Genomic DNA, 19,670 nt, shown 5'->3' with positions numbered 1-19,670 from the left:
TTAATTTGGGTTAGCTAATCGTTATAATGCAGAGGGTTAGTTAATGAAAGGAAAAGTACACTTGGCAAAATATGAAACTTTAATTTTTATTCTTGAAGGAAGCTTATTAAACGAAAAAGTTGCAGAACAAAATGCACTTAGGCAAACTTTGAAATTAACTGGCAGAGAATATGGTCCAGCTGAGCGCATACAATATAATTCATTACAAGAAAAGATTAAATTACTAGGATTTGATGAGCGCATTAAATTAACTTTGCAGGAATTCTTTATAAATGACTGGATTTCTGCGAAAGGCACTTTTTATAACCAGTTGCAAAAACAAGATCAGTTAAATAAAGATATAGTGCCCTTTTTAGATGAGGTGAAAAACAAAGTTAACTTGGTTTTGCTGACAAAAGAGAAAAAAGATGTGGCTTCATCCCGCATGCAAAATACAGAACTAATAAATTATTTTTCCGCAGTTTATTTTAAAGACGATTTTGCAAGTAAATTGCCAAATAAGAAGGTTTTGACAACAATATTGCAGCAGCAGAATCTGAGGCCAGCCACTTGTCTTGTAATTGGGACAAACTTAGTCGATGAAATTCAGGGTGCCGAAAATGCTAACCTGGATTCTCTTTGGCTAGCGCCCAAGAAAGCAAAAATGCCAATTAGTCCACGTCCAACTTTACATTTAAATAAATTAACTGATTTATTATTTTACCTAGAATTAAGCTAGTTTATAATAAAGTAAAAGAATTGTGAGGTAAAACAAATGAAAAAAGTAGCTGTGATTTTTGCCGATGGTTGTGAAGAAGTTGAAGGTTTAAGCGTTATTGATGTATTACGGCGCTTAGGTATTCAAGCTGATATGGTTGGGCTTACTAGTACAACGGTAAATGGTGCACACAATATCAAACTTACTTGTGATAAAACTGTTACTGACAGTCTATTGGATTATGACTTAGTAGCTCTTCCAGGTGGTACAACCGGAGCAGAAAATTTACGTGATAATGAAAAACTGGCAGATCTAATGATAAAACGGTATAACGCTGGCAAGTGGGATGCCGCAATGTGTGCTGCCCCTATTGCTCTCGCCCGTTATGGCGTTATAGCTGACGCTGATTATACATGTTATCCCGGGTTTGAAAAACAAACCAAAAAGGATGCACCAAGTGGTCACTTCAAGGAAAATATTACTGTAACTGATGATGAACATAAAGTCATTACTAGTCGCGGTCCGGCAACTGCTTGGGCGTTTGCATATGCAATTGCAGAAGCGCTGGGAATTGACACTAAGGATCTAAAGGCGGGCATGTTATACAATTATCTAGCCGACAATATTCAAGATAGTTTGTAAATTTTTCTCTGACACGAAAAGGTGAAGTTTTAAACTTCACTTTTTTTATTACGATAGATTTTTAACTTATTCATAACTTTAGATAACATCAAAAGTAAAATAATTCCTGAACCACCTATCAAAAATGAGTTGCGGTAGCTTGTCCCGCAAAATTTGAGTTAAAAAATTGACTATAACAATTAAATAAGTAAATTTAACATTAGTCTTAGTCAATTTATTCTTTCGAATATTTATTAAGTGACAGTAATTAACATTAAGATAACAATTTTTTGTAGCAGGAAATTGGCATTAATTTATTTTTTTACTGCTAAACACCTATGAACTAGTACTTCTTATTTACAAAAATATTTTTTTAAGAGGTATTTTAAAAATATGATAAAATTAAATTACCCTTAAAAGGGGAAAACAAATAATGGGAGGTATTAAGCATGTGTACAACTATTGCAATTAAATCTGATAGTGGTGACGTATTTTGGGGACGGACTATGGACTTTACATTTGACCCCTTCAAACCTAGTGCGGATAGCAAAATGACTACTTTTCCTGCAAGCTATGAATTAAAGGGTTTGCACCAAAGCTGGACGACCAAATATCCGTTTATGGGTATCAACGTCAATGATTCACTTTTTTTTAATGATGGTATAAATAGTGCAGGTATAGTTGGTGATGCACAATTCTTAGAAGAGGCTTCTTGGGATACAGTAGAAAGTCTTAAAAAGCGAGGATTAAAACCTATAATTGGCGAAGAAGTTGTTGCATATGTTTTAAGTAATTTTGGCAGTATCGCTGAAATAAAAGAAGCTTTTAAGCATCTTGGCCAAGAAAAAACCAATTATCCTGATTGGGAAAATGCAGACACTGGCATCCCTACTCCAATTCCAATGCATTACACTTTCTGTGATCCAAGTGGCAAAAGCGTTATTTTGGAGCCGGTTAATAATGGGGCCTTTAAAATATATGATGGTATTGGCGTTATGACCAACAGTCCAGAATATCCTTGGCACCTTGACAATTTGCGTAATTACTTACATTTAACCAATCACAATTTGGGTCATCACCAAATCAGTGATCAGCTAGACATTAAACAAATTGAAAGTGGTTCTGGATTATTAGGATTACCTGGTGACTATACTGCTCCATCACGTTTTGTTCGTGGAACATTTATTTCTAAATTTTTAGCACCATTCCATTCAGATCAGGGAATTCCTCAACTATATAATGTATTCAAATCGGTCATGATTCCACGGGGATTAGAGCATCTTCACGAAGGTGAGGACAAATGTGATTATTCAGGTTACTGGGCAGGATATGATGTTTCAAGCAGAAGTTTATATATTCAACCAGAGGATTGCCCAACAATGACAAAATTTGTTCTGGATCCTGCTACAACGACTAAAATTACCCAGCCTATTCAACATGACTTTAAAGTTTTGGAAACCAAAAGACAAAAAACTTTAGTTTAAAGTTAAACTTGAAAGATAGAAACAAAAACCGCATCAATATAGTAATTGAGGCGGTTTTCTTATTTTTCAAGTTTCAGACGGTTCAGTTTTTCTTTCTTACTTAAGTCATTTACTTTTCTTATATTGCCAATCTCTTTTCTCGAGAAGAACTGAAAAGAAATATTTTTCCTAAAAATTTAGCTGAAATTGGTTTAGGTTGTAAACATAGTTATTACTAATATCAAAGCATTTCGGCATAGACACATTTCCGGTTAAATATATAAATTCAAAAACCAACGCTCAATTTCTTAAGTAGGTAATTAAAAATATTCTTTATTAAAACAAAGTCCTTTTATTCATGAATATATATTAGGTATAAAAAGTAAAATAAACTATTTACCAACTAATAGTGACGGATATTGTGTAAACGATAAATCACCTTTATAAGCAAACCAGGCTTTTATTTCCTTTATTGATTTATTGGCAATTTCTTTGTTTTGACCGTGTAGCTTTTTAGCCTCATTTTTAGTTTGAATTAGTGATGGCTTTTTGCCTTCAAACTGTGAATCCATGACTTTTAATTCAGCTTTGATCAGTGGCTGTAAAGCTTTTCTCTTAGCATTTATGTTATAAAGATCGCCATTAAAGAAGGTAACCCAGCCTTGATTTTTGCCACTTTGATCAACTATGTGAGCGACCAATTCAACCCTACCGGTACCAAATTCAGTAATCTTAAATTTTATATTTTTATCTGCCATTTTCTTAACCCAACTTTTGCCAAACGGCTTAGAAGTATGACTAACGAAATCATTAACTTCGTGATAAACAGTAGCATTCCTAGCTAATTTAAATACGTAACCTTCTTTAGAAAACCGTTTAGCAGGCGTAACGGTCATACCCGGGTCGGTTGCAGGACTAACTGCTGCTGGCTTAGCAGTATCAGTACTTTCTGCTTTGGTCACGGTTAAAGTGGTTAATGGTGTAAAAGAAAAAAGGATGGCTGCAGAACATAAAATTGTTCTAAAATACTTGTGTTTCATTTTTTAACCTCAAAAATAAACTATAATAATAATTTGTAACAAAATTGTAACTTTATTACAATTATATGTCAATAACAATTGATTATTTAACTATAAAAAGAAAAATTTTTATCAATAATGACAAAAAATAAGCCTTGAAAGTTAGACAACTTTCAAGGCTTATTTTGAAATCAATTCTTTAGCAACCATTCTTTTCTGCTTCCATTTGAATGTTGTTAGTTAAACGTTTATTAACTTCCAGAACAAAAATAGGAATTAAACTACCAACCAAAACGACAAGCCAGCCTTGAACTGGTAACAAAGCCAAGTGTAAAAACTGTCGCAAATGAGGTAGGAGTGTCAGCGATAAAACCAGTATCATGCTTAGTAGTAGTCCCCAATTAAGCATTTTATTGGTTTTAAAAGTTTGCAGTGTGATTGGTTGAGAATCCTTAATAGCATATATATCAATCATTGATCCCAGTGCTAATACTAAAAAGACCATGGTCATTCCAGCTTGTGGGTTATTAGTTGAAAGAATAAATCTACCATAAGCATACATGCTCAAAGTTAAAATCGTGAAAGTAATCGCGCGAATAATCATTCTTTGCATTAATCCACGGCCAAGAATGCTTTCATCATTATCTATTGGATTTTGATCCATTATGCTTGGTTCACCAGGTTCTTTGCTGATAAAGAATCCAGGTATTCCATCTGCAAGTACATTAATAATTAACAATTGTTCTGCTAAAAGTGGTGCACCCCAACCTATAATTGTACTAATAACCATTAGGAAAATTTGCGCGAAATTGACACCAATTAAGAATTCAACAGCCTTAATAATATTTTGATAAACAGTTCTGCCTTCTGCCACAGCTTTAATAATCGTGGCAAAATTATCATCCGTCAAAATCATGTCAGCAGCTTCTTTTGCCACTTCTGTACCCGTTTTGCCCATAGCAATTCCAACATCCGCTGCTTTAAGAGCTGGTGCATCATTAACACCATCACCTGTCATTGCAACTGTTTTACCAAGATCTTGCCATGCTTGAACTATTCTAATTTTGTCGCTGGGAGAAACGCGAGCAAAAACTCTTATATCTTGAATACAATCTTTCAATTCAGAATCTGTCATTTTTTGTAATTCTGACCCTGTAATTGCTTTTTGATCAGAATCTAGAATACCTATTTCTTCAGCTATTGCTTTGGCCGTTACAAGATGATCACCAGTAATCATTACAGTCTTGATGCCAGCCTGTTTTGCTTTAGTAACAGCTCTGGATACCTCAGGTCGAGGAGGATCAATTAATCCAATCATACCAGCAAGTTTTAAATTGGAATTATTTACAGCCCAATCAGTTGGATCCGCATTAGAAGCTATTACCTTATACCCAACTGCTAATACTCTTAACGCATTTTTAGCAAAATCATCATGAGCTTTTTGACCAGATTTAACTGGTTCTTTTTTATCTAAGTGCAGCCTGTCCCAAGCACCTTTAACGATTACTAATTGACGTCCATCAGTTAAGCGATGAACCGTCGTCATCATTTTTTTATTAGAATCAAAGGGATCTTCTGCTATACGAGGTGCTTCATTTTCCAGCTCTTGCCGCGAGCTGCCCTGTTGGTGTAACCAGTTTACAATCGCAACTTCGGTAGCATCGCCAACAACTTCTTCCGAGCCATCTTTTTCCATAATTTTGGCATTGTTAGCTAAACCTAGCATTTTCAATAAATTTTGTCCGCCTTTAGGTAAATCAGCCGCTTTCTTAATACCCGCTTCAGGTGTCCAATATTTAGTAATGGTCATTTTATTTTGAGTTAAAGTGCCAGTTTTGTCAGTAGCAATAACATCCACGTTACCGATAGTCTCCACAGCACCAATGTGTCTAATAATAGCATTGCGCTCAGCCATTTTTTTGACACCACGAGATAAACTGATTGTCACAATAATCGGTAAGGTTTCGGGAACAGCTGCAACTGCTAAAGAAAGACCAATCATCAAGCTGTCTGCTAAAGTCTTATTCTGCATTCCTAAACTCAATGTGAAAATTACAAGTCCACCCAAGCCGGCAAAAACAGTCATCCACTTGGATAATTTATCTAACTTGCCCTGTAAAGGTGTTTCCCTCTTTTCAGTTTTATTCAAAAGGTTAGCAATTTTACCAATCTCCGTTGCCATTCCAATAGCACTAACTTGAACAAGTGCTCTACCACTGACAACTGCAGTACCAGAAAAGACGCGTTCATCGTCAGTTAAATTGCTTTTGAGACGATAATTTTTTTTGGAAACGGGCAAACTTTCACCAGTTAAAATTGCTTCATCAACTGCTAAATTAGTCTCGTCTAAAATAACACCATCTGCTGGAACTTGATCACCAGTATTTAAATAGATCAAATCACCTGGCACTAATTCAGAAACAACTATTGTAATATCTCGACCATCACGTCTACCTTTAGCTATGGGTAAACTCATTGCCTTCAAAGCTGCCAGCGATTTTTCGGCTGAAGCTTCCTGATACAAGCCAATTACCACATTAATAACTAAAATCAAGCTGATTACAATTGTTTTAGTCCACCCACCATTTTGGAATAAAGCCAAATATGTCGCTAATACTATCGCCAATAAAAGAACTAAGGACGAAATATCTTTTAAATGGTGCCATATTTTTCTATACAGTGGAATTGCTTTCTTTTCGAGCAACTCATTAGGACCAAATTTACTGCGCTTTCGTTCTACCTCAGCATCAGTTAAACCGGACTTGGGGGTTATTTTGAATAGTAGTTCTGATTTTTGGGACATGCTATCTCCTCCATTATTCGATTAAATTTATAATTAAGCTGTTTGAATAGAAAAGCCATATTTATCGTAATTGAGCCATTTATAACAAGCTAAACTTGATTTATGCATTAAAGACAATAATTAGTTTATTTTAAAAAAAGCAGAAAGCCTCTGATATTTATCCGAAGTTTTCTGCTTACATGATTATTAAAAATTAGTTGTTAATTAACAACGTTTTTTTAAAAATTGTCTTTAGTTTAAAAATTTTATTTCTAAACTAAACATCCTCTTTCCCATAAAAGCTTATTATTAGTTTACAGGATATTACATTTTTTAGCTATTTTTATGCTTGCAACTTTAATATTATATATTCAAAATAAATTTCTTATTTTTTCTTTTTTTGCTATTTGTTATTTAAAATTTATGCTTCTGCCAAATATAATTTAAATATGTTTAGTACACATTTAAATTATATAAAAAGCCAAGAAATCTAGCTTAAAATAGCAGGATTCTTGGCTTTTTTGGTTCATATGTTTTAAACCTGTCTTACTCTGCTTCTGTTCTCACATCAGCTAAGGCTTCCAAACTATCTGCAATCTCACGCCAATTATTTTCGTAAGGTCCATACGCAGTATGAATCAAACTACCCACTGGTAGTGAGGGACACTCATTTTCTGCATTAGTTCCCCAATTTTGCCAGCCTGATTGTGGTCTCTGAACAATTTGGAAAGCATTTGACGCATGTTCAGTTTGCCAAACCATGGCCTGACCGGTTTGAGTATTAATTTCAGCACTCTTAGTTGCGGGTCCAGCAAAGACAGTCTGATCGCTAACTTCACTAACATTAACAGGATCAGCACTAAATAACCATGGACGATCATTCAACTCAGCCAATACAAATGCCTTCTGACGAACATCATGTAAATTAGTCTCTATCTCATCTTGAGATAATGCATTTTCCCAAACAGAGAATAAGCGCCAATACAAATCCCAATGTGCATTGGCCATATTGCTTGTAAGTTGTTTTCTAAAATCTTCAAAACGATCACTCCGTTTTTGACCATCATGAACTAACTCTTGTACTTTATTTGCCAGTTGACCAGAATAAGGATCTCCTTCTCGATACCATACACCATCATACGTGGCAAAGCGATCAAATACTAATTGTCCAATTCCACTTTCAAATTCATCACCTACAGTGATTTTGTCGACAATTGATCGTTGATTAACTGTGGTTTGAAAATGATCTACATGGTAAACACGCGAAAAGAAAGGAACATCGTAATAAAAAGACCAGTCCAAAGCAAAACGCTTTCCGTGTAATTCTGGTTTTAAACCGTCTGGTATTCTGCCTGATAAACGATACTCTTTCATAACAGGACCATCTTCAACTGGTTCGATATCTACAATTATATGTTCAGCCGGATTGATCAAACCATTATCAGGAGTGAAGAAGGGACCATAAAAGCCACCCATGGCATTATTTCCTGATGGCAACAAATCCCGTTTTTCATCCACGGCCATGAAATGTCGTAAGCCCCATTTAGATGAACCTTCACCTTGAGCAGTACCACGACAAAGTTCAAAATCAAACTTACCAGTATTTAAATGTACATAAGCATCATTTTCTTTAGCTGTAGGTATCTTTTTGATACCTTTAACTTTGTCCTCCTCAATTTCGTGATCAAAAGATAATTCTTCTTCAGAGCCAGAGAAATTGACTATAGCAACAAAATTATGATCTGGATCATTATGTAACCTCTGTGCTACACAAGTCTTTCCAGAATTGTTTTTAACAACCCAATAATTCCCTGTTATATCATCAGGGGCCGAAAACTTAACTGGAACAGGAATTTTAATCTTTTCTTGTGTATTAGTAATCTTAATTTTTACCATTTTCTTACCTCTCAAACTTTAACAAAATTATAGTGCAGTGAAAAATGTGATTAATCCAAAAACAACCCCTGCAGCGTTACAAGCAGCTAAAGGAATATCACGATCTTTTTTAAACAAGGCATAAATTACCCATAAAAATGTATTAATTGCCGTTGCTAATGGCTGAATAGGACTACCCTTAACGCCATGTAAATTGTTAATAATTTGCGGTATATAAGACACATACATTATGATGGCCGTTATAGAAGCAATCCATCCAAGAATTGTCATAGCTTTTTCTAATTTCATAATTTCATCTCCTATTAATCATCTTAGCATCATGTAATCGCTCTCTCCAGTATACATGTACATAGAGGAGACATATTTTTATATTTAATTATTAAAAAAAGAACAATCCGCCCGTTTTGTAAATCTTTGTGTAACTTATATCATTTCCTATATGAAATATATAGATATAAAAATAGCCCTGAAAACTATTTGGCGTTTAGGACTCAATTTGCTTATAACAGACAATGGGTATAAATTTTATTTAATAGTAATATTTCCTTCTGTTGAATCTGCCAGAAGAAAATTTTTCTTGGAATTATTTTTGATAAAGTTTTCATAAGGCTTTGAACCTTTGTACTTAATTGCTTTACCATCTGCAGTCAATTGATAACTCAGGTTAGGGGCATTTTTAATTGCTAAATTGCTCCTTTGTAAAGTAAAAGAATTTCTATTGATTAACTGCGAATTGGAAATTGTAATATTAGTGTTAGAAGTATCTAGAGTCATTGATGTACGACAATTTAAAAGTTCGCACCAGCCTCCTTTCATTTTGACACCTGAATCACCCAGATCAGAGTTATTAACTGTCAATCTTTTACCTGCTCCAGTTGATAAACTTGTACTTTTGGCATGAATATTATCAATATCCAGATAACCGTCGGCACAACTTATAAAATATGCCTTAGCTTTCAGGTCTTTTAGCCTGATATTTCCGTGATCACTGTTGCTATCAAATTCGGTATAGTGAACATTTTGAGGAACCGTTACGTCAATTTTGGAGCCAATTTTACCCCAATTTATTGCAAGAGGTTTGGGCTCGTAAATATCCAAACAGTTATTGGCTATTTTGACTTGTACAGCGTCTGGATTAACACCTGTAACTCTAACTTGGTAATTTTTACCTGAATGCAGATAAATATCAGAGGAGTCAGTTTGAACAAAAACTTTATTAAATTTGCGGTTTGAAATATATGTACGTGTGAGCTTAGTATTATCAATAGCTTTCAGAGTAAAGTAGTTACGATTAGCGATTATTGGTTTAACACCATTATTGGACCAACCGACAAGCATCATAACCAGACCAGCAATTAAAGCCAATCCACATATTCGATAAAAGTTTTTCATAATTAATCCTCCTTTACCAGTTAAGCATTTGTTTTATAGTAACGATGCTTCAAAATTCTCCTGCCAATATGTTGAAAAAAAGCAGTACATTCTGCAGTTAAGAAACGGATAAACTTCATAATTATTGGTAACAGCATTAAGCTGATACATGTTAAAACTAAGCCTCCTCCAATATAGAAAAAGCCAGAGGCCCAATAACCACCAAAAAGAAGTCCAAACGATCTAACAAAAATAAAAATACCAGAAACAAATAGAGACGTAATAACGATAGCCAAAGCAATAAATATGGCCGTCAAGGCAAGCAATGCTGCTACCATAACTACCACTGCCGCAATAGCTAAAGGGATGCCGACAGGTGCTGCTAGAACTCCTAATAAAATGACCCAAATAGTCTTTAAATTAGACTTTGAAGAGGCTTCGTGCAACTCTTCTTCTTTTTCGGGTATTGAAACAGAATAGTCGGCCATGATTTTTCGAGCTAACTGTTTGGGTGTCCCTAACTCCGTAATCATGTCAGCTTCACTGTGGAAATTGCCATCAAGTAAAAATTCCTGGTAAAATTGCACAACATCTTGAATATCTGAATCAGACAGATTAGTAAGATTATCTTTTAATCGCAAAATGTAATTATCAATTATTTTATTCATTTGCGTCCTCCAAAACTTGGTTTATTTTAGTGCTAAAATTTTGCCATTCTTCCTTTATTAATCTTAATTCTGTTTTGCCTGAAGAAGTAATTTGATAATAATTCTTAGTTCTCCCTTGAAAAGACTTAGAATAAGTTGATAAAAATTTGTCGTTCTTCAATCTTCTTAGAACAGGATAAGTAACAGACTCGGAAACACCAAAGGTTGCTTTAGCTTGCTCAGTTATAACACGGCTATAGATATTATTTTTTTTGATAAAAGACAAAATGATGCCATCTAGTAGACGGTTGGGAATTACTATTGCCATAATTATTTCCTCTAGTATTATATTTTATATAATATTGTAGAGCTTAATTGAGATGCTTTCAAGCCATTATTCCAATTTTCTATTTAAATTATATTTATTCGGATTGTCATACTCTTATTTAACCTTTTTGATCTCGTTAAAAAGGTTTTTAAGAGTAAATTTTTATTGTATTATTAATAAAATTGAAGTTCATTAAGAAAGAAGATGAGCAATCTATGCTAATAAAACCCAAGCAATTACACGTAGGTGAAAAAGTAGCAATCGTTAGTTTATCAGCTGGTACTCTAGGTGAAAGTTTTGCTTCCCATGAACTAAAACAAGGAATTAAGCACATGAAACAACTTGGCATAAATCCTGTATTTATGCCACATGCCCTTTCAGGTAGTACTTATGTTAAAAGTCATCCAGCTGAACGTGCCGCCGATTTAAAAGCAGCATTTCTAGATCCAGAAATTAAAGGTATTTTTGCTGCTATTGGCGGAGATGACACTTACAGAACTTTGCCCTATTTAATGGCAGATCAGGAATTTAAAAAAACTGTCTGTGATCATCCCAAGTTATTAAGTGGCTTCTCTGATACTACGAATAATCATCTAATGTTTTACAAAATGGGCTTGCAAACATTCTATGGACCGAGTTTTTTAACTGATTTTGCAGAACTGGCTAATGAACTTTTACCTTATACAAAAAAGACTTTAATACATTACTTTAAAAATCCACCTGTTACTCTGATTCCTGCAAGTGAAAACTGGTATGAAGAAAGAACTGATTTCTCAATTAAACAAGTGGGTAAAGAAAGAATAAGCCACAAAGACACCGGTTATGAAGTTTTACGTGGCCATGGAAAAGTTCGAGGTAGACTATGGGGTGGCTGCATCGATAGCCTTTATGATGACTTAACAACAAATCGATATCCAGACGAACCATCAGTTATTAACCAGTATCAGCTTATACTCACACCGGAAGAAGCCAAAGATAAAATACTTTTTATAGAAACATGTGAAGAAAGACCAGCTCCTGAACTTTATCGTCAAGAATTAGCTAAATTAGAAGAAGTTGGTATTTTAGGAAATGTTCGCGCAATTTTAGTAGGCAAACCTCAAGATAAAAAGTATTTTGCAGAATATAAACAAATCTTGTTGGAAGAAACTGCTAAGTTCAATACACCAATTTTATATAATGTAAATATTGGCCACGCTTATCCAAGGACCGCTCTACCTTATGGCGCACTCACACAAATTAACTTTGAAAAACCAGAGATAAAAATTATGGAATCCTGGTTTGCCTAGTTTGAAAAATTTTTAAAAAATATTTGCCTTTTTTTAATCATGGTGTATTATATATGTATTACAGTAATACAAGAAAGAAGGAGAATCTATGAGTTTACTTGAAACCCGTGAGGTAACCCGCACCTATGGCAAAGGAGCAACCAAATTTGAAGCCTTACGAGGAATTAATTTACAAATTGACAAAGGTGATTCTGTTGCTATCATCGGCAAAAGTGGTTCAGGCAAGTCTACTTTAATGCACATCTTGGCACTCCTCGACCACCCTACTACTGGTAGCGTATGGCTAAATAATGAGCCCACAAGTAAAATTAAAAACAAAACATTAAATAAATTGCGCAATCAGACCTTTGGCTTTGTTTTTCAACAATTTTTCTTAAATGCTCAGGATAGCGTGTTAGAAAATGTAATGCTTCCTTTAAAAATAGGTGGAATTACAGGAAAAGAACGCAGATCAAAGGCATTGGCAGCCATCAAAGCAGTTGGCTTAGAAAGTAAAGTTAAAAATAAAGCAAGTGACTTGTCAGGGGGTCAAAAGCAGCGTGTTTGTATTGCACGGGCCTTAGTGAACAACCCAGAAATTATTTTTGCAGATGAGCCGACAGGAAACTTGGATTCAGCTACTAGCGAAAGTATTGAAAATATTTTATTTAAACTACATCAAGAAAAAAATATTACCTTAATAATTGTTACTCACGATCCTGATTTAGCAAAAAAGTGTGCGCGTCAAGTTCAGATTAAAGATGGTCAAATAGTGGGAGGAACACAGCAATGAGATTCCATGATATTCTAAATTCTGCGGCTACAAACTTATGGCACAATAAAGGGAGAACATTCCTAACCATTATAGCCGTTTTCATTGGCTCCTTAACTATTGCCTTTACTATGGGTATTAATAATGGTGTTAATGATTATTTGAAAAAGCAGGTCGGTAATGTAGGTAAAACTGAGCAAATGGGCATATCACTTGGGAGCTCAAGTCAAGATGCTAATGAGCCTCAAAAATATAACACCAAGAAGAGTAGTCAAAGTGCCGACGGTATGATGGACAAAAGAGACATTAAAAAAATCAAATCAGTTAAAGGCTTGAAAGATTTTAAAGCGTTAAAAGACTGTGATGTTGACTATGTTCAAGGCCCTAATAAAACTAAATATCTTATAACTGCGCAAATAACCCAAGGGATCAACTACGACTTAAAAGTTGGTCACCAAGTTGCTACTAGTGGAAAAAAATCACAGATTCTAATCACTAAACCAATGGTTAAATCCTACGGCTTCAAAAATGCTCAAGATGCTCTCGGTAAAAAAGTAACTTTAGTCACAAAATCACCCGTCACTAAGAAAAGAGCAAAAATATCTGCTACGGTTGTTGGAATAAGAAATGACAGTATAGTATCAAAAGGTTTTGCCATTTACAGTAATGGCTTAGGACAAAAAATAGTTTCAGCCAACCAAAAAGGACTTCCGCAAGCATTAAAAGATAAGTATACCAGTGTTATGGCTACCCCTATTAACAAGAGTGCTAGCAGTATTAAAAAAATTGAGGATAATCTAACTAAAAAAGGATATTCGGGTATGACTCTTAAGGAAGCAGTCAATGAGCTTTTCCTAACATTCAACGCAGTCACTGGGGTTTTAATTGTTTTTGGAGCTATCGCATTGATAGCTGCCAGCTTTGGAGTAATCAATACTCTGTACATGTCAGTGAGAGATCGTACAAAAGAAATTGGTCTTATGAAGGCATTAGGACTCAGCAAGGGTAAAGTATTTTCCATTTTCAGCTGTGAAGCAATCTTAATTGGTTTGCTTGGCTCTTCATTGGGATTACTACTAGCAATGGGTTTAGGCAATGCCTTAAACAATTTTGCTGCTAAATCATTCTTAAAAGGTCTAGATGGCTTTACTTTAATTCAATTCAACTGGTCAAGCAGTTTACTAATTATTGGCATTATCTGTCTAATTACCTTTTTAGCAGGTACGTTACCAGCCAAACGAGCAGCAAAACTAGATCCAATCACTGCTTTAAGATATGAATAAAAACCAAATAATAAAAACGTCAGATTTAGTCTGACGTTTTTCATTCTTCTTTTATTCAAGCAACTTAACATTTTCACTTAATCAGCATCTATAATGCTATTAATTTTAGGTGCTACTAGTTTTTCCATCACTTTCATATCTACCGGCTTATAAGCAGTATCTATACACTCTTCCCAATACTCTAAGTGTTTTTGATCAATATAGCTTTCCGAATCTTCAACAGCACTGCCTCCTTCTCCTTGGATAGAATACCAATAAAAGTATGTGTAACCATCCGAACTTTCTTCTTTAAATACAGTCTCAATATACATTCTTTCTCCAGCCATTGTTGCCACAGTATCTTGATGATGTTTATTTAAAAAATCCATCCATTCCTGTGCTCTTAATTCTTTACCTTTTTTAATACGAAAACGTGTTAATTCAATTTTTGTCATAATCCTACCTTTGATAATTATTATAATAAATAATGCAATACACTAAGAATAAGTAAATAGCGCTTACTAAATCGTGAAGCGTTACGAACCTTCTTAAGATCTGATTTACTAAATTTTAAAAGACTTTAATATCAGGTGTCTTCTCGCTTTTTTGAAAGTGCTGTTTCAATAAGTTTCAACTAACTTCATCTGAATGGTATGACTTTCACTTTTAAAAATATATGAATTGAGCTGATAAATACTAAAAGTTTACAGCATTTAATAACTTACTTTGGTTAAATTTTTGTAGAGTGCTCCGAGTTAATTATTTCAATAGAACATAAATTAGAAAGGCACTTTTATACTTAGCTAGCGTCTTTCTAATATTTAAAAGTTAAGAACAAAAAGGATATTTTCAACAATCATAGATTTACGCTTACTTATTTTGCTTTCTTTCCCTTACGTTCTATTAAATCTGCAATTAAGGCGGGAATAATTGCAATAAAAGCAGTCCCTTTTTCTCCCCAAATTAGTATCCCGACTGCGAGTACAATTGAAACTATTGCTAAAGCAACGGCTATTTGATGATATAATTTTTTAGTCATAATAGTTCAAACTCCTAACTACTTAAATGTGTTGGAATATACTTTTGTTGAAATTATCAGTGAAACGATTGATATTACGGCAATTAAGATACAGCTTGTGATTACTAGCAGGAAAGAATTAGTATTACCAATCCAAGCGATGAACGATAGACCCCAAGTCGTTTTCTGCAAAATATAAACCCCTCCCATAATAAGGACTAAAACCAGTATATTCACAATTGTGCTTCCAAACGTACCTGAAGCATAAACTGCCGGGAGTAAGAGTACTACATACATGATACCAATCAATAAGCCAACTATCGATATCAATATATGAATTTGCAGGCTAAATTGTTGAAAAATTAGAGCAGTGGCAATGCTTAAAATTAAAGTTATAATGCTAATAGATACAATTAAAGAAATACAAAAAATATATCTAGCCAAAACTATATTTCTTTTGGGAATAGGAAAAACACCTACGAATCTGTTCCATCCACTTTCTTGGTCAGCAATCAATAGACCAGTTGGCATTGATGCTAAACTAATCGGTCCCATTATTGAGAGAAAAATCGTTCCAGACTCCCTACCAAAAATTGTCACCAAAAGTAGTACTAATATGATTAGCAATCTACTTTTCACACTTAGCTTATTTAGTATAAGTTGAAAATCCTTATAAAGAAGTCCTCTCATCTATCTTTACTCCTTTTACTAAAAATAGGAATATTTCCTCTAATGAAGCATAATCTATATAATCAACACTTTCTTGTGATACTTCAACTAGATATTGAACCATGTTATCTTTGTATAGTTTATATTTGATGTTCTTCAATGGAAGGTCTGTTATCTCTGTTTTAATTGCATAATGATTAAGCAACTCACCTTGACTACCCTTTAATAAAATATTGCCATTTTCCATAAAAATAAAATAGTTAGCAACTTGTTCTAAATCACTTAAGATATGTGAAGACAATAATACCGTCATTTGATTATTATTTACAAATTCTTTTAACATAGATAAGATTTCTCTCCTTACAATGGGGTCAAGCCCACTAGTTGCTTCATCAGCAATTAAGAGTTTAGGATGATGAGAAAGTGTGGCAGCAAAACTTAATTTAACAAGCATCCCTCTTGAAAAATTACTAATAGGCTTATTGGTAGGCAAATCAAACTCATCAATTAAATTGTGGTAGAGTTTTTTATCCCAACTTGGATAAACCTTTTCTAGCATTCTTTCAATTTGTTGAACAGAAAATGAGTTTGGAAAATAATTTTGCTCCAAAATTACACCTAAGTTAAGTTTTATCTGGCATTCATCTTTAACATAATCCAAACCAAAAATTTTAACATTGCCTATTTCACTTTTTATTTGATTTAATAGTAAATTCAAAAAAGTTGACTTACCTGACCCATTTTCACCAATTAAACCAACAATACTACCTTCATTTATTTTTAAATTGTTAATTTGTAGTTGAAAATCTGCGTACCGTTTACTTAAATTTAGCACATCTATTACTGGTTTTGTGTCCATATTTATACCTCACTATGATTGCAACATCATATATACAACCATTAAACTACTTCAAATTAAGTTTATCAAAGTCAGTAACGCATATTTCTTTTTTAGTACACTTATCTTCTTTAACTCAATGAATAGTAAAGCTACTAAAATATATTTACCCAAACTCATTAATAGTGTATATGAATTCGTTGTTGTGATAAATAAACTTGTTATTAAAGAGATATTCCCTGTTATTGAATAAGACAACAGGGCAAGCAGAACAACATTAGATGCTTTTTCAGAGACTCTACACATAGTGACACTCTCATAATTAGTACCAATACTTCAAATGTCAGACTAATTGCTGTTTGTGAAATTGCCTACCGTAACCTTAAAAGTAATGGTGTAAATTTTGCTAAAAATTATAAAAAAACACTTCATGGTATAAACCATGAAGTGCTTTAAACATTGATATAATCGTATTGATTAACGTTTACTAAATTGTGAAGCTTTACGAGCTTTCTTAAGACCTGGTTTCTTACGTTCAACCATTCTTGGATCACGAGTCAAGAAACCTGCTTTCTTTAATGGACCACGAAAATCAGGGTCTACTTCAAGAAGAGCACGTGCAATTCCTAGACGAATAGCTCCAGCTTGTCCCGAGAAACCACCACCATTTACGTTAACCTTAACGTCGTATTGATTTTCAGTTTCAGTCAAGGTCAATGGTTGCTTCAAATCCTTAACTAAGTTAGGAAAAGGAATGTATTGATCAATATCTTTATTATTAGCGGTAATTTTACCACTACCTGGTACTAAACGAACACGCGCAACAGAATTCTTGCGCCGACCGGTACCTGCATATGCAACTTGTTGTGCCATTATTTAACCTCCTAGATTAATTTGTTAATGTCTAATTCTTCAGGCTTTTGTGCTTCATGCTTGTGATCAGCACCAGCATAAACATGCATCTTCATAAACTCTTGATGACCGAGAGTATTTTTAGGAAGCATACCCTTAACTGACAATTCAACTAATCTAACTGGATTATTAGCCAGCAAGTCTCCAGCTGGAGTGGCTTTTATACCACCACGGTAATCAGAGTGATGGTAATAAATCTTGTCAGTAGCTTTTTTACCCGTTAACTTTAGTTTAGCTGCATTAATAATAATGACATTATCACCAGTGTCAACGTTTGGTGTATATTGAGGCTTGTTCTTACCTCTTAAAATAGTTGCTACTGCAGTTGACAGACGACCTAAAGATACATCTGTTGCGTCAATAACATACCACTTACGTTCAATTTCATTAGGTTTCGCTAATTGTGTAGTACGCAATTTAATTTCCTCCGTTTATACGTTGTTTGAAAACAATAAGATTCCGGGGCCTATCGTGGACAAACATACTTAAATATAATAAGTCTTTTTAATTAAAAAGTCAATATTAATCCCTATCAAGCCTGTACTTTTCCGGTATATTTTCATAAAAAACATGGTACAAAAATAGTCCATTTGCTGGTGCAGTTTCTCTCACCTGTTCTCGATCCTTAGCAGATATTACCCGGGGAATATCATTTACAGGACGTTTACCTCTGCCAATCTCTAATAATATAGCTACTAAAATACGAACCATGTTATAAAGAAATCCTGAACAAATAAAATCAAAGATAATTTCATTATTTCTTTGATCTTTTTGTATATTTACGTAATACATCTTACGCACTTTGTTTTTTATTTGGCCACCACTAGCAGCAAAACTGGTGAAATCATGAGTGCCCAGTAAATCAGTAGCTGCTTTTTTCATTTTTTCTATATTAACTGGATAAGGATAGTGTCCTGTATAGAAACGTTTAAAGGGGTCAACAAATCTATCCAGACTAACACAGTACCGGTACCACTTACCTTTTGCACTATATCTAACATGAAATTTTTCATCAACTACTGCGCAATTTTTAAATATAATATCTAGTGGCATCATTGAATTCAATGCACAAATCATTCTTTCAGGTGGAATTTTTTTGCCTGGATAATCAAAATGAATTACCTGACCTAGTGCATGAACACCAGCATCTGTACGGCCTGAGCCCTCGACAATCACAGTTTTGCCTTTTGTCATTTTATATAATGCAGTTTCAATTGTGCCTTGCACAGTTCTTTGGTGTGGTTGGTACTGAAATCCGTGAAATAGATGACCGTCATAAGAGACCGTCATTTTATATCTTGTTGTCATCAATGTGTCCTAAATACTAATAGAAGTCCTAATAATAAAACAAAATAAAATAAATTTATAAAGTCTACATTAGACCATTTTAAAACTCTAAATTTTGTTCTTCCCTTGTCACCGCGATATCCGCGAGACTCCATTGCGGTTGACAAATCAATTGCTGTTTCCAAAGAATTAATAAATAGCGGTACTAAAAGCGGTGTAATTGCCTTTGCTCTAGTAATTAATCCGCCGTTATTAAAATCTGCACCGCGTGAACGCTGAGCATTCATTATCTTAAAAGTTTCATCAAATAGAGTGGGCACAAAGCGAAGTGCTATTGACATTACAAGTGCTATTTTATCTACTGGAATATGAATCAATTTAAGCGGTTTTAACAGCCATTCTATCGCATCAGCAATCTCGAGTGGCTTAGTTGTAACTGTCATTACTGTTGATATTAAAATAATTACAGTGAAACGAATAAATATAAAAATTGCATTAGTAATGCCGTAACTTGATAAGGCAAAAATAGTCCAGCGCCAGTATACAGTTCCCCCAACAGTAAAAAATAGTTGTAAAAAAGAAGTAAACAAAATTAGCCAAATTAATGGCTTTACTCCATCCCAAAAAATTTTAGGTTTTAGCTTTGTAGCAGCAACTGCAGCTAAACTAAAAATAGTTACTATAAGATATGAAATTAGATTATTAGCCAAAAAGACAAATAAAATAAAGAGAATAGTTGCGAGTAATTTCCCTCGAGGGTCCATTCTATAGACTATCGAATCACCAGCTACATAACGACCAATTAAGATTTTACTCACGC

At 34.1% G+C, this 19,670-nt stretch carries 21 protein-coding genes; 6 read left to right on the top strand and 15 right to left on the bottom strand.

What is annotated here, in order from left to right; translation table 11 throughout:
• Positions 1-61: 61 nt before the first annotated feature.
• The 3 genes from H3T43_RS05190 (at position 62) to H3T43_RS05180 (ending at position 2,802) form a co-directional block, all read left to right on the top strand.
• Positions 62-718, top strand: a complete 657-nt coding sequence (locus H3T43_RS05190; protein ID WP_198213206.1) for an HAD family hydrolase — start codon at positions 62-64, stop codon at positions 716-718.
• A 36-nt stretch (positions 719-754) separates the two neighbouring features.
• Positions 755-1,339, top strand: a complete 585-nt coding sequence (locus H3T43_RS05185) for a DJ-1 family glyoxalase III (RefSeq protein WP_198213091.1) — start codon at positions 755-757, stop codon at positions 1,337-1,339.
• Positions 1,340-1,767: 428 nt separating this feature from the next.
• The gene (locus H3T43_RS05180) at positions 1,768-2,802 is read left to right on the top strand and encodes a linear amide C-N hydrolase (protein WP_198213089.1); all 1,035 of its coding nucleotides are present in this window, start codon (positions 1,768-1,770) and stop codon (positions 2,800-2,802) included.
• A gap of 371 nt (positions 2,803-3,173) precedes the next feature.
• Here H3T43_RS05180 and H3T43_RS05175 read toward each other — a convergent pair whose 3' ends face one another.
• The 7 genes from H3T43_RS05175 to H3T43_RS05145 form a co-directional block, all read right to left on the bottom strand.
• Entirely contained in the window at positions 3,174-3,821 is a 648-nt protein-coding gene (locus H3T43_RS05175) for a hypothetical protein (protein ID WP_198213087.1), read from the bottom strand.
• Between the two features lie 178 nt (positions 3,822-3,999).
• Positions 4,000-6,603, bottom strand: coding sequence for a cation-translocating P-type ATPase (locus H3T43_RS05170; RefSeq protein WP_198213085.1), 2,604 nt, complete (start codon positions 6,601-6,603; stop codon positions 4,000-4,002).
• A gap of 525 nt (positions 6,604-7,128) precedes the next feature.
• Positions 7,129-8,478, bottom strand: a complete 1,350-nt coding sequence (locus H3T43_RS05165; protein ID WP_198213083.1) for a hypothetical protein — start codon at positions 8,476-8,478, stop codon at positions 7,129-7,131.
• 27 nt (positions 8,479-8,505) lie between these two features.
• The gene (locus H3T43_RS05160) at positions 8,506-8,766 is read right to left on the bottom strand and encodes a SemiSWEET family transporter (protein ID WP_045928434.1); all 261 of its coding nucleotides are present in this window, start codon (positions 8,764-8,766) and stop codon (positions 8,506-8,508) included.
• Between the two features lie 237 nt (positions 8,767-9,003).
• Positions 9,004-9,870 (bottom strand): DUF4097 family beta strand repeat-containing protein, encoded by an 867-nt coding sequence (locus H3T43_RS05155; RefSeq protein ID WP_198213081.1) that lies wholly within the window; start codon positions 9,868-9,870, stop codon positions 9,004-9,006.
• 20 nt (positions 9,871-9,890) lie between these two features.
• Positions 9,891-10,517, bottom strand: a complete 627-nt coding sequence (locus H3T43_RS05150; RefSeq protein ID WP_198213079.1) for a DUF1700 domain-containing protein — start codon at positions 10,515-10,517, stop codon at positions 9,891-9,893.
• On the bottom strand, positions 10,510-10,824 hold the full coding sequence (locus H3T43_RS05145; RefSeq protein WP_034980386.1) for a PadR family transcriptional regulator: 315 nt from the start codon (positions 10,822-10,824) through the stop codon (positions 10,510-10,512). Before H3T43_RS05145 ends, H3T43_RS05150 begins: the two co-directional genes overlap by 8 nt.
• A gap of 215 nt (positions 10,825-11,039) precedes the next feature.
• On the opposite strand from H3T43_RS05145, the gene H3T43_RS05140 reads away from it, so the two are divergent.
• From H3T43_RS05140 to H3T43_RS05130, 3 genes are all read left to right on the top strand, one after another.
• Entirely contained in the window at positions 11,040-12,113 is a 1,074-nt protein-coding gene (locus tag H3T43_RS05140; RefSeq protein WP_198213077.1) for a S66 peptidase family protein, read from the top strand.
• 88 nt (positions 12,114-12,201) lie between these two features.
• Positions 12,202-12,885 (top strand): ABC transporter ATP-binding protein, encoded by a 684-nt coding sequence (locus tag H3T43_RS05135; RefSeq protein WP_198213075.1) that lies wholly within the window; start codon positions 12,202-12,204, stop codon positions 12,883-12,885.
• Positions 12,882-14,147 (top strand): ABC transporter permease, encoded by a 1,266-nt coding sequence (locus tag H3T43_RS05130; protein WP_198213073.1) that lies wholly within the window; start codon positions 12,882-12,884, stop codon positions 14,145-14,147. Before H3T43_RS05135 ends, H3T43_RS05130 begins: the two co-directional genes overlap by 4 nt.
• Positions 14,148-14,224: 77 nt before the next feature.
• On the opposite strand, the gene H3T43_RS05125 is transcribed toward H3T43_RS05130, so the two are convergent.
• The 8 genes from H3T43_RS05125 to H3T43_RS05090 form a co-directional block, all read right to left on the bottom strand.
• Positions 14,225-14,581, bottom strand: a complete 357-nt coding sequence (locus tag H3T43_RS05125) for a DUF6176 family protein (protein ID WP_198213071.1) — start codon at positions 14,579-14,581, stop codon at positions 14,225-14,227.
• A 419-nt stretch (positions 14,582-15,000) separates the two neighbouring features.
• Positions 15,001-15,165, bottom strand: a complete 165-nt coding sequence (locus tag H3T43_RS05120) for a hypothetical protein (protein WP_156962766.1) — start codon at positions 15,163-15,165, stop codon at positions 15,001-15,003.
• 18 nt (positions 15,166-15,183) lie between these two features.
• Complete coding sequence (locus H3T43_RS05115; RefSeq protein ID WP_198213069.1) at positions 15,184-15,834, bottom strand: ABC-2 transporter permease; 651 nt, start codon at positions 15,832-15,834, stop codon at positions 15,184-15,186.
• Positions 15,815-16,672 carry an ABC transporter ATP-binding protein gene (locus tag H3T43_RS05110; RefSeq protein ID WP_198213067.1) on the bottom strand — a complete coding sequence of 286 codons (858 nt, stop codon included), beginning with the start codon at positions 16,670-16,672 and terminating at the stop codon, positions 15,815-15,817. The genes H3T43_RS05115 and H3T43_RS05110 overlap by 20 nt, the downstream gene beginning before the upstream one ends.
• A gap of 456 nt (positions 16,673-17,128) precedes the next feature.
• Positions 17,129-17,524 carry a 30S ribosomal protein S9 gene (gene rpsI / locus H3T43_RS05105; protein ID WP_034980394.1) on the bottom strand — a complete coding sequence of 132 codons (396 nt, stop codon included), beginning with the start codon at positions 17,522-17,524 and terminating at the stop codon, positions 17,129-17,131.
• 11 nt (positions 17,525-17,535) lie between these two features.
• Positions 17,536-17,979, bottom strand: a complete 444-nt coding sequence (gene rplM / locus H3T43_RS05100; RefSeq protein WP_045928442.1) for a 50S ribosomal protein L13 — start codon at positions 17,977-17,979, stop codon at positions 17,536-17,538.
• Between the two features lie 106 nt (positions 17,980-18,085).
• The gene (gene truA, locus H3T43_RS05095; RefSeq protein ID WP_198213065.1) at positions 18,086-18,871 is read right to left on the bottom strand and encodes a tRNA pseudouridine(38-40) synthase TruA; all 786 of its coding nucleotides are present in this window, start codon (positions 18,869-18,871) and stop codon (positions 18,086-18,088) included.
• A complete protein-coding gene (locus H3T43_RS05090) occupies positions 18,871-19,668 on the bottom strand; it encodes an energy-coupling factor transporter transmembrane component T (protein WP_198213062.1) in 798 nt (265 codons plus the stop codon). The genes truA and H3T43_RS05090 overlap by 1 nt, the downstream gene beginning before the upstream one ends.
• Positions 19,669-19,670 lie beyond the last annotated feature (2 nt).

It is taken from the genome of Lactobacillus sp. M0396 (assembly GCF_016101625.1).
GTDB classification, from domain to species: domain Bacteria; phylum Bacillota; class Bacilli; order Lactobacillales; family Lactobacillaceae; genus Lactobacillus; species Lactobacillus huangpiensis.
Note: the sequence above shows the minus strand (reverse complement) of the source record. Positions and strands in the feature narration are given on the sequence as shown.

Coding starts and splice junctions, on each gene's coding strand:
- H3T43_RS05185 (WP_198213091.1), top strand. CDS start 755: ATGAAAAAAGTAGCTGTGATTTTTGCCGATGGTTGTGAAGAAGTTGAA.
- H3T43_RS05180 (WP_198213089.1), top strand. CDS start 1,768: ATGTGTACAACTATTGCAATTAAATCTGATAGTGGTGACGTATTTTGG.
- H3T43_RS05175 (WP_198213087.1), bottom strand. CDS start 3,821: ATGAAACACAAGTATTTTAGAACAATTTTATGTTCTGCAGCCATCCTT.
- H3T43_RS05170 (WP_198213085.1), bottom strand. CDS start 6,603: ATGTCCCAAAAATCAGAACTACTATTCAAAATAACCCCCAAGTCCGGT.
- H3T43_RS05165 (WP_198213083.1), bottom strand. CDS start 8,478: ATGGTAAAAATTAAGATTACTAATACACAAGAAAAGATTAAAATTCCT.
- H3T43_RS05160 (WP_045928434.1), bottom strand. CDS start 8,766: ATGAAATTAGAAAAAGCTATGACAATTCTTGGATGGATTGCTTCTATA.
- H3T43_RS05155 (WP_198213081.1), bottom strand. CDS start 9,870: ATGAAAAACTTTTATCGAATATGTGGATTGGCTTTAATTGCTGGTCTG.
- H3T43_RS05150 (WP_198213079.1), bottom strand. CDS start 10,517: ATGAATAAAATAATTGATAATTACATTTTGCGATTAAAAGATAATCTT.
- H3T43_RS05145 (WP_034980386.1), bottom strand. CDS start 10,824: ATGGCAATAGTAATTCCCAACCGTCTACTAGATGGCATCATTTTGTCT.
- H3T43_RS05140 (WP_198213077.1), top strand. CDS start 11,040: ATGCTAATAAAACCCAAGCAATTACACGTAGGTGAAAAAGTAGCAATC.
- H3T43_RS05135 (WP_198213075.1), top strand. CDS start 12,202: ATGAGTTTACTTGAAACCCGTGAGGTAACCCGCACCTATGGCAAAGGA.
- H3T43_RS05130 (WP_198213073.1), top strand. CDS start 12,882: ATGAGATTCCATGATATTCTAAATTCTGCGGCTACAAACTTATGGCAC.
- H3T43_RS05125 (WP_198213071.1), bottom strand. CDS start 14,581: ATGACAAAAATTGAATTAACACGTTTTCGTATTAAAAAAGGTAAAGAA.
- H3T43_RS05120 (WP_156962766.1), bottom strand. CDS start 15,165: ATGACTAAAAAATTATATCATCAAATAGCCGTTGCTTTAGCAATAGTT.
- H3T43_RS05115 (WP_198213069.1), bottom strand. CDS start 15,834: ATGAGAGGACTTCTTTATAAGGATTTTCAACTTATACTAAATAAGCTA.
- H3T43_RS05110 (WP_198213067.1), bottom strand. CDS start 16,672: ATGGACACAAAACCAGTAATAGATGTGCTAAATTTAAGTAAACGGTAC.
- rpsI (WP_034980394.1), bottom strand. CDS start 17,524: ATGGCACAACAAGTTGCATATGCAGGTACCGGTCGGCGCAAGAATTCT.
- truA (WP_198213065.1), bottom strand. CDS start 18,871: ATGACAACAAGATATAAAATGACGGTCTCTTATGACGGTCATCTATTT.